The 10,111-nt window shown below is 62.2% G+C and carries 6 protein-coding genes; 5 read left to right on the forward strand and 1 reads right to left on the reverse strand.

The window, feature by feature from the left end; translation table 11 throughout:
* The first annotated feature begins 75 nt into the window (after positions 1-75).
* From pvdM to J1G18_RS07780, 5 genes are all read left to right on the forward strand, one after another.
* Complete coding sequence (gene pvdM / locus J1G18_RS07760) at positions 76-1,446, forward strand: pyoverdine-tailoring dipeptidase-like protein PvdM (RefSeq protein WP_098968008.1); 1,371 nt, start codon at positions 76-78, stop codon at positions 1,444-1,446.
* Entirely contained in the window at positions 1,443-2,723 is a 1,281-nt protein-coding gene (locus J1G18_RS07765; RefSeq protein WP_223007382.1) for an aminotransferase class V-fold PLP-dependent enzyme, read from the forward strand. Before pvdM ends, J1G18_RS07765 begins: the two co-directional genes overlap by 4 nt.
* A 37-nt stretch (positions 2,724-2,760) precedes the next feature.
* Positions 2,761-3,669, forward strand: a complete 909-nt coding sequence (locus J1G18_RS07770; protein WP_096797107.1) for a formylglycine-generating enzyme family protein — start codon at positions 2,761-2,763, stop codon at positions 3,667-3,669.
* 147 nt (positions 3,670-3,816) lie between these two features.
* On the forward strand, positions 3,817-5,466 hold the full coding sequence (locus tag J1G18_RS07775) for a cyclic peptide export ABC transporter (RefSeq protein WP_223007383.1): 1,650 nt from the start codon (positions 3,817-3,819) through the stop codon (positions 5,464-5,466).
* A 116-nt stretch (positions 5,467-5,582) separates the two neighbouring features.
* Positions 5,583-8,045 carry a TonB-dependent siderophore receptor gene (locus J1G18_RS07780; RefSeq protein ID WP_223007384.1) on the forward strand — a complete coding sequence of 821 codons (2,463 nt, stop codon included), beginning with the start codon at positions 5,583-5,585 and terminating at the stop codon, positions 8,043-8,045.
* A 1,039-nt stretch (positions 8,046-9,084) separates the two neighbouring features.
* Here J1G18_RS07780 and J1G18_RS07785 read toward each other — a convergent pair.
* Entirely contained in the window at positions 9,085-10,044 is a 960-nt protein-coding gene (locus J1G18_RS07785) for an alpha/beta hydrolase (protein ID WP_223007385.1), read from the reverse strand.
* Positions 10,045-10,111: the final 67 nt, after the last annotated feature.

Consider the following 10,111-nt stretch of genomic DNA (forward strand, 5'->3'; position numbering starts at 1 on the left):
GCCAACCACTCGTTCTTCCCAGATAGCGAAGGCCCCCGCGCCTGCACCTCGATGGCGAACCTGACTGAGATGGCAATGACAAAACCACGTTCGAAAAAGGCTCTATTCATCGGCCTGCCGTTGGCCCTGGCGATCAGCGCCGGCGCAGGCTTTGCCGTGTGGCATCACTGGTTCAAGGACGACCTCGGCTACCCGGCCAAAGTCATGAAGCAGGCCGATGAGCTGCACGAACGCATGCTCTCTTTCGACAGCCATGTCAGCCTGACGCAAAATTTCGGCACCGACGGCCACGAAGCCGACAAGGACGGCGACGGCCAGTTCGACCTCGCCAAGGCCAACCGCGGGCGCCTGTCCGGCGCCGCGCTGACCATCTTCGGCTGGCCGGAAATGTGGAACGGCCCCAACGCCCCGCACAAGCCGACCCCTGGCTTCGTCGACGAGGCGCGCAATCAGCAGGAAATCCGCTTCAAGATCATCTCCGGGATGGTTCGCGACTACCCCAATCAGGTGGCCATCGCCTACACCCCCGACGACTTCCGGCGCCTGCACGGCGAAGGCAAATTCGCGATTTTCATCAGCATGCTCAACGCCTATCCGCTGGGCCACGACCTCAACCTGCTGAACCTGTGGACCGCGCGCGGCATGCGCATGTTCGGCTTCAGCTACATCGGCAACAACGACTGGGCGGATTCGTCGCGGCCGCTGCCATTCCTCAATGATTCGCCGGACGCCCTCGACGGCCTCTCGGATCTGGGCAAGCAGGCGGTCAAGCGCCTCAACGATCTGGGCGTGATCATCGACGTCTCGCAAATGTCGACCAAAGCCCTCGAACAAGTCGCGCAGCTCAGCCGCACGCCGCTGGTAGCCTCGCATTCGGCGCCACGTGCGATGGTCGACATTCCGCGCAACCTCAGCGACAAGGAAATGCAGCTGATCAAAAACAGCGGCGGCGTGGTGCAGATCGTCGCGTTCTCGCAGTACCTGCGTCCGCTCACCCAACAAACCCAGGACAAGCTCAACGAGATGCGCAAGGACTTCGACCTGCCGCCGCTGCCGAACCTGGCGATGGCGTTGATGCCGGGCGACCCGATCATTGCCGCGTGGTCCGAGCAGAAGTTTGGCCAGTACGCCAGCCGCCTGTACGGCATCCTCGAAGAAGAGCCGAAAGCCAGCCTCAAGGATCTGGGCGATGCCATCGATTACGCGGTGCGCAAGATCGGCATCGACCATGTCGGCATCAGCTCCGACTTCAACGAAGGTGGCGGCGTCAAAGGCTTCGAGAACGTCGGCGAAATTCGCAACGTCACCGCCGAGCTGATCTCACGCGGTTACTCCGAAGCGGACATCGCCAAGCTCTGGGGCGGCAACTTCCTGCGGGTCTGGGATCAGGTCGAGAAAGCCGCGAAACCGGCACTGGCCGCCGCGCCCGGAACTGCCCAGCCATGAGCAATCGTCGTGAGTTCTTGAAGCAGGCGGGGATTCTCGCGGCGGCTCTGCCACTGGGCGCGAGCCTGCCGAATGTCGCCGGTGCCGCGAACGCCGCGCCCGCGACCGGCAACAAGTGGGCGCGGTTGCAGCAGCTGTTCGATCAGGATCCGGCGTATCTGCACTTCTCCAATTTCCTGATTACCTCGCACCCGAAACCGGTGCGCGAGGCGATTGAGCGGCACCGCGCTGCCCTCGACAACAATCCCGGCCTGGCCATGGATTGGGACCTCGGCGTGATCGAACAGCGCGAGGAGAACGTGCGGGTCTGGGCCGGACGCTACCTGCAAGCCGACGCCAAACAGATCGCCCTGACCGGCAGCACCACCGAAGGTCTGGCGACGATCTACGGCGGCGTGCACGTGCGCCCCGATCAGGAAATCCTCACCACCGAGCACGAGCACTACGCGACCCACACTATCCTCGCCCTGCGTAGCGAACGCGACGGCACCCGGGTGCGCAAAATTCGTCTGTTCAAGGATTCGTACAGCGCCAGCAAAGCAGAAATCCTTGCCGCGATCGACGGCGCCATCTGCCCCGAAACCCGGGTGCTGGGCATGTGCTGGGTGCATTCGGGCAGCGGCATGAAACTGCCCATCGGTGAAATCGGCGCCATCGTCGACCGGCACAACCGTGGTCGCAGCGACGCCGACCGCATCGTTTACGTGGTCGATGGGGTACATGGCTTCGGCGTGGACAACCTGAACTTCGCGCAGATGAACTGCGACTTCTTCATCGCCGGCACCCACAAGTGGATGTTCGGACCACGTGGCACCGGCATCGTCTGCAGCCGCTTCGCCGAGGTCAGGTACGTCACCCCGATCATTCCGACGTTCTCCGAAGCCATGGCGTTTTCCACCACCATGACGCCCGGCGGCTATCACTCGTTCGAACACCGCTGGGCGCTGGACGAAGCGTTCAAATTGCATCTTGAGCTGGGCAAGGCCGAGGTCGAGGCGCGCATTCACGCGCTCAACAGCTACCTGAAACAACGCCTGCAGCAACGGCCGCAGATCGAACTGGTGACGCCACTGAGCCCTGAGCTGTCCGCCGGTTTCACCTTCTTCCGGGTCAAGGGCAAGGACAGCGACAAGATCGCCGCGCACCTGATGGCCAACCGCGTGGTGGCCGATGCCGTGCACCGTGACGTCGGCCCGGTGATCCGCACCGCACCGGGGCTGCTCAACGACGAAGAGCAAATCGACCGCTTGCTGGCCGTGCTCGACCAGGCCCTTTGACCCGGACGCTCCCTTTTTCCTTTTAGCGAGACTCGCAATGAACAGTGAACTGCGTCGATTTTCCTTGAAGGCGCTGCCGGCGCTGATGCTCACCGCCCTCGCCGCCGGCCTGCTGCCGGGCGCCGCGCAGGCCGCCACTCCGCCTGCGCCGGGCAAGGTGTTCAAGGACTGCAAGGACTGCCCGGAAATGGTCGTGCTGCCCACCGGCACGTTCACCATGGGCACCCCGGAGGATGAGGTCGGCCGCGAGCCGGATGAAGGGCCGCTGCACCCGGTGACGTTTGCCAAACCGCTGGCGATCAGCCGTTTCCAGATTCTGCGCGGCGAGTGGGACGCCTACCTCAAGGACAGCGGCTACAAAATGCCCGACGGCGACACTCGCCCCGGTCGCGCCTGCAAGGCCGGGATCCCGGATTATCAGGGCAGCGACCCGCGCAAGCAGTACACCGACAAGCACCCGGCGGTGTGCATGGATTTCCCGGAGGTCGAAGCTTACGTGGCCTGGCTGTCGAAGAAGACCGGCCAGCAATACCGGCTGGTCAGCGAGTCGCTGCGTGAATACGCCGCCCGCGCCGGCAGCACGGGGCCGTTCCCCTTCCCGTTCGATGAAGGCAAGGAATACAGCATCGCCAAACACGCCAACACCTATGGCGCCGCCGATGGCTACAACTTCACCGCGCCGGCCGGCAGCTTCCCGGCCAATGCCTTCGGCGTCTACGACATGCACGGCAATATTTATGAGTGGACCGCCGATTGCTACAACGAGAACTACGTCGGCGCGCCAAGCGATGGCAGTGCCTGGTTAAGCGGCAAGTGCGACGTGCGGCGCATCCGTGGCAACGACTGGGGCGAGGCACCGGTGTTCTCGCGTTCGGGCAACCGCAACGCCACCTACACCGACACCCGTGGCGACTGGATCGGCTTCCGGGTCGCCCGTGATCTGTAACGCCATCGCCCGGCTAAATTAGCCGTCCTGCCAGTCGTTCTACAGGTGGGCGCGATCCTCCATGGCGCGCCCACCGCCCTCTACGTCATCCAGGCGAACCGCCCGAGCAGTGCCGGTGTTCGCCGCTCCTTCAAGCAGGGAACCTCCATGAGCAAACCAACACGCGGGGTGATCAATGAATTGTTCGCCCTGCTCAAACCCTTTCGACTGATCGTCAGCGTGTCGATCCTGCTCGGCATGGTCGGTGGCCTGAGCGTCACCGCGCTGCTGGCGACCATCAACAACGTGCTGCACGCCGAGGGCGCACTGACCAGCACGATGGTCGCGGTGTTTGCCGGCCTGTGCCTGCTGGCGCTGACCAGCTCGATCTTTTCCGACATCGGCACCAATTTCGTCGGCCAGCACATCATCGCCAAATTGCGCAAAGAGCTGGGCGAGAAAGTCCTCTCGGCGCCGATCGAGCAGATCGAGCGCTATCGCAGCCATCGGCTGATTCCGGTGCTGACCCACGACGTCGACACCATCAGCGACTTCGCTTTCGCTTTTGCGCCGCTGGCGATTTCCCTGACTGTGACCCTCGGTTGCATGGGCTACCTGGCGATGTTGTCGTGGCCGATGTTCCTGATGATGGCCGTGGCGATCCTGATCGGCACGGTCATTCAGTACATTGCGCGCGGGCGTGGCATGCAGGGTTTCCTCAAGGCCCGCGACTACGAAGACGAGTTGCAGAAGCACTATCACGCAGTCGCCGAGGGCGCCAAGGAACTGCGCATCCATCGCCCGCGCCGGCATCGCATGTTCGTCTCGGGCATCGAAGGCACGGCCGACAAAATCTGCGACACGCAGGTGCGTTCGGTGAACATTTTCGTGGTCGCCAAGACCTTGGGTTCGATGCTGTTCTTCGTGGTGATCGGCTTGGCGCTGGGCCTGCAATCGCTGTGGCCGAGCGCCGACAAAGCGGTGATGAGCGGCTTCGTGCTGGTGCTGCTGTACATGAAAGGGCCGCTGGAACACATCATTGGCACCCTGCCGATCGTCAGTCGTGCGCAAATCGCGTTCCGCCGGATCGCCGACCTGTCCGAGCAATTCTCCTCGCCCGAGCCGCACCTGCTGCTCAGTGATCAGGGCCATCAAAAGACCCCGGTGCACAGCCTGGAGCTGACCGATGTCTCGTACAGTTTCCCGACGGTAGAAGGCGCCAAGCCATTCCGGTTGGGGCCGGTGAACCTGAAAATCGAACAAGGCGATATCATTTTCATCGTCGGCGAAAACGGCTGCGGCAAGACCACGCTGATCAAGTTGCTGCTGGGCCTGTACGCGCCACAGCAAGGCGAAATCCGCCTCAATCAGCAGCTCGTCGACGCCAGCAACCGCGACGATTACCGCCAGTTGTTCACCACGATCTTCGCCGACTATTACCTGTTCGACGACGTGGTCCAGGGCGACACGCATATCCCGGAGGACGCCAACCAATATCTGGAGCGCCTGGAAATTGCGCACAAGGTCAGTGTGCGTGACGGCTCATTCACCACCACCGACCTGTCCACCGGCCAGCGCAAGCGTCTGGCCCTGATCAACGCCTGGCTGGAAGAGCGTCCGGTGCTGGTGTTCGATGAGTGGGCCGCCGATCAGGACCCGACCTTCCGGCGAATTTTCTACACCGAGCTGCTGCCGGACCTGAAGCGTCTGGGCAAGACCATCATCGTCATTTCCCACGACGATCGTTACTTCGATGTCGCCGACCAACTGGTGCGCATGAGCGCCGGCAAAGTGGTCACTGAGCTGCAACCCGCCTGACTGTGAAAATTTTGTAAAAAATTTGCGTTGAGCTTTCCGGTTTTCGGAAGGCTCAACGTCTTACTAACAGTTAATAGAAATAGTTCTCAGTCAACACTTTGAAGAGTAGAAGAACAATGCCCGCACCGCACGGACTCCACCCGCTCGCCAAGGCCCTGCTGATCCGCCGCTCCTTCCGTTGCACCTTGCCCGCGTTCTGCGCCATGGCCCTGACTGTGCCGATGATCGGCCAGGCCCAGGCCGCCGCCGTGGCGATCAATATTCCTGCACAGTCGCTGGGGAGCGCATTGCAGGAATTCGGTCGCCAGACCAATCTCCAAGTGCTTTACAGCCCGGATGAAGTCAGCGGCCTGCGCAGCAGCGCGGTCAGTGGCAACCTGGAACCGACCGCCGCCATCGCGCAACTGCTGCAAGGCACCAACATCGCCTACAGCGTCGAAGGCAACAACGTCGCCTTGCGTTCGCGCAGCAGCGGCGGCGCCAGCCTCGATCTGGCCCCGACCAGCATTTCCGCCACCGCCGAATCGGCCTGGGGCCCGGTCGACGGGATCGTCGCCAAGCGCAGCGCCACCGGTTCGAAGACCGATTCGTCGCTCAAGGAAATCCCGCAGACCATCAACGTCGTCACTCAAGACGAAATCAAGATGCGCGGCTCGAAGACCGTCACCGAGGCCCTGCAATACACGCCCGGCATGACCGGCGGCGGTTTCTCGGACCGGGTGAAGATCTTCGACGAACCGACGTCCCGTGGCTTCTCCCCTACTCCGCTGTACCTCGACGGCCTGCACATGCCTTACGGCGGCGGCAGCACCGGCGGTTCGCTGCAGATCGACCCGTACACCCTGGAGCGCGTCGAAGTGCTCAAGGGTCCGGCCTCGGTGCTGTACGGCCAGAACCAGCCGGGCGGTATCGTCAACATGGTCAGCAAGCGTCCGACCGCGACCCCGCTGCACGAAGTGAAGCTCGGTGGCGGCAGCTATGACCGCAAGTACGGTGCCTTCGATCTCGGCGGCCCGATCGACGATCAGGGCGAATTCCTCTATCGCCTGACCGGTGTGGTCAACGACAGCGGCTCGGCCATCGACTACGCCAGCCAGAACCGCATGCTGCTGGCGCCAAGCCTGACCTGGCTGCCTAACGATCAGACCACCATCACCGTGTTCGGTCAGTACCAGAAAGACCACGATGTACCGGAAGCCCAAGGCCTGCCGGCCAACGGCACGGTGCATCGCAGCCAGGCCGGGCGCATCAGCCGCAGCCTGTTCCTCGGCGAGCCGGACGTGAACAAGTACCACCGCGAGCAGTTCGTCGTCGGTTACGAGATCGCCCACGAACTCAACGACGTCTGGACCCTGAAGCAGAACGCGCGTTACGCCGACATCAACGACCAGTACGTGGCGCCGCTGCACGGTTATGCGTTCCCGACCAACCCGGTTACCGGCCTCAACGACGGCAGCTACCAGAGCCGTTATGCGGTGGACTGGTCGCAGCACAACAAGGTCTACGGCATCGATAACATCGCCCAGGCCAAGTTCCACACCGCCGACGTCGAGCACACCGTGCTGCTGGGTGTGGACTACTACCACTACAATTCGAAATTCCTCGGCCTGTACGACCGCACCGCTCCAGGTCTGGATCTGTACAACCCGGTGTATGGCAGCCAGATCAATTTCCGTCAGCCGTACAAATGGGACAACACCATCACCCAGACCGGCCTGTACGCTCAGGATCAACTCCGCTGGAACCAGTGGTTCCTGACCCTCGGCGGTCGTTATGACTTCGCCGAAACCGACAACAAGCAACCGCTGAGCGGCGGCCACAGCAACCAGAAGGACGAGAAGTTCACCGGGCGTGCCGGCCTGGGCTACGAGTTCGACAACGGCATCACGCCGTACGTCAGCTACGCCGAATCGTTCCTGCCGCAAACCGGTACCGACATGAGCGGCGGCGCCTTCGAACCGACCACCGGCAAGCAGTACGAAGTCGGCGTCAAGTACGAGCCGAAGTCGATCGACGGCTTCATCCAGCTGTCGGCGTACCAGATCGACCAGGACAATATGCTCACTACCGACCTCAACAACCCGGGCTTCAGCACCCAGAGCGGCTCCGTGCGTTCGCGCGGTATCGAGCTGGAAGGCAAGGTCAACGTCACCCGCAACCTGCGCGTACTGGCGGCGGTGTCGCGTAACCAGACCAAGTGGGAGAAGGACAACGACGGTCGCGAAGGTCGCACTCTGGCCATGCGTCCACCGCTGACCGCCTCCGCGTGGGTCAATTACGACTTCGACATCTCTACCGCCCTCGCCGGTTTCGGCATGGGCCTGGGCGCCCGTTACGTGCGCAGCAGCTACGGTTCGGATTACGAGTCGGACTCGTTCCAGATTCCGTCCTACACCGTGTATGACGCCATGGTCTCTTACGACCTGGAGAAATCGCCGCTGCATGTCAAAGGCGTGAAGCTGCAAGCCAACCTGCAAAACCTCACCGACGAGAAATATGTGGCCGCGTGCAACGGTACCCTCGATTGCTACTACGGCGAAGGCCGGACCATGACTGCTGACGTGACCTACAACTGGTAATACGTTTAGCGCGCACTGAAACGCCGGCATTTGCTGGCGTTTTTTTTTGGGGACTTGGCGGCCTTTGGGCCGACCAGGCTTTTGGGGGTTTGGGGGGATATCCGTTGCTTCGGGTGCTGCCGCTGGCGGTTTCGCTCTTACAGCGAGTCACCTTTTCCAGACGCCGAAAAGGTAACCCAAAAGGCTTTGCCCCGGCGTACGGCACTTCGCTGAGGCTCAGTGTTCCCTCGCTACGGCGTCCATCCGGGGGCATCGCCTCCGGTTTGCTTCGCTGCACCTCCTCTCGATGTATGCGGCTCCGCCGCATGGCGCTGCGCGCCTAACCCCCGGATGGACACCTACGCTCGGCCTGCCGAAGGGGCAAAAGATCAAAAGCCACATCAAGAGCCAAAGCCAAAGCCAAAGCCAAAGCCAAAGCAGATCAAAAGATCGCAGCCTTCGGCAGCTCCTGCATGGGATTGGGTGTTTACAGTTGGAGTTTGGTCGGCTGTCAGGCCGCCTTCGCGAGCAAGCCCGCTCCCACAGGTGGATTGAGTGCATTCAGTTGGAGTTTGGTCGGCTGTCAGGCCGCCTTCGCTAGCAAGCTCGCTCCCACAGGGGGATGGGGTGTGGTCAGTTAGAGACTGGTCGGCTCGCAGGCCGCCATCGCCAGCGGGCTGGCTCCTACAGTTCAGATTGCGTGCCCCGCATGCGGCGAAGCCGCCCCACTCAACACAATGAGCGTTAGCTCGAGTACCGCTTTTGATCTGAGGGCCCGTCGGCAGGCTGAGTGGAGGGATTTGTCCGGGGGTGGGAGCGCAGCGACCGTTTGGCGCAGCCAAACACAGCGAGAGGAGGTGCAGCGAAGCAAACCGTAGGCGCTGCCCCCCGGATGAATCCCGGAGCGAAGGAACCCGAGCCTAAGCGAGGGCCGAACGTCAGGGCATAGACCTTTTGGTTACTTTTGGGGCGTTTGCCAAAAGTGACCCGCCGTAAGGGCGGAACCCTAGGCGGCCGTTACCGCAGCAACGGATATTCACCCACTCACCCACCCACCCCATCAAGCCAAAGCAAACACCTCTACCAAACGCCCAGCAATCAACCCCAGCGCCTCTTCAGCCTCATCAACAATCGCCCCCATCCGCATAAAGTCATGGGTCATGCCCGAGTACACCTGCAAATCCACAACAACCCCCGCCGCCTGCAAATGCCGGGCATACGCCACCCCCTCATCGTGCAACGGATCACACTCGGCCAACACCATCAGCACCGGCGCGACATCGGCCGGAACTTCGCCGAGCAACGGCGAGAAACGCGGATCAAGACGATCGCTGGCATCACGCTGATAGTGCGCGTAGAACCACTGCAGCGAAGCCTTCTCCAGCAGATAACCTTCGGCGAAACGCTCGATCGAAGGCGTGCTGCGACTGGCATCGGTGACCGGATAAATCAGCACCTGCAAACGCGGCTGCACAGCGCCATCCGTCAGTTGCGCAGCCAGCACCGTGGCCAGGCTGCCACCAACGCTGTCACCGGCAATCGCCAGCCGCGCCGTGTCGATGCCCAGATCAGCCGCACTCGCCACCAGCCAGTCCCAGGCATCCTGCGCATCGTCGACCGCCGTCGGGAAGCGATGTTCCGGTGCCAGTCGATACGCCACCGACAGCACCACACAATCCGCCAGCAAGGCCAGCGCGCGGCACAGCGAATCATGCGAATCGAGGCTGCCGACCACATAGCCGCCGCCATGGAAATACAACAAAGCCGGACGACCGGCACCCGCCTGCAACGCATGGTTACTGTAGATCCGTGCGTTCAACAGTGCACCATCACGCACCGGCAATTGCAGCTCATCGACTACGGCCAGTTCTTCACCGCCGGCGTCCATCAGCAACGATGACTGATCGAATTGTTCACGGGCCTCGCTCGGGCTCAACTCGTGCATGCCGACGCGTTTGCCACTGGCCCGGCCGTTGCCGACCAATTGCAGAAATGCGGCGATATCAGGATTCAATGACATTCAAATCTCCAAAGCGATCGGGCGCCATCAGCGCCCGATCGGTTTTGCTTGGGTTTCACAGCAGGGT

It is taken from the genome of Pseudomonas sp. MIS38, from assembly GCF_019891575.1.
Lineage (GTDB): Bacteria > Pseudomonadota > Gammaproteobacteria > Pseudomonadales > Pseudomonadaceae > Aquipseudomonas > Aquipseudomonas putida_A.

What these genes read in the sequence shown, in the direction of transcription:
- J1G18_RS07785 (WP_223007385.1), bottom strand. Translation starts at nt 10,044, where the DNA reads ATGTCATTGAATCCTGATATCGCCGCATTTCTGCAATTGGTCGGCAAC.
- pvdM (WP_098968008.1), top strand. Translation starts at nt 76, where the DNA reads ATGACAAAACCACGTTCGAAAAAGGCTCTATTCATCGGCCTGCCGTTG.
- J1G18_RS07780 (WP_223007384.1), top strand. Translation starts at nt 5,583, where the DNA reads ATGCCCGCACCGCACGGACTCCACCCGCTCGCCAAGGCCCTGCTGATC.
- J1G18_RS07765 (WP_223007382.1), top strand. Translation starts at nt 1,443, where the DNA reads ATGAGCAATCGTCGTGAGTTCTTGAAGCAGGCGGGGATTCTCGCGGCG.
- J1G18_RS07770 (WP_096797107.1), top strand. Translation starts at nt 2,761, where the DNA reads ATGAACAGTGAACTGCGTCGATTTTCCTTGAAGGCGCTGCCGGCGCTG.
- J1G18_RS07775 (WP_223007383.1), top strand. Translation starts at nt 3,817, where the DNA reads ATGAGCAAACCAACACGCGGGGTGATCAATGAATTGTTCGCCCTGCTC.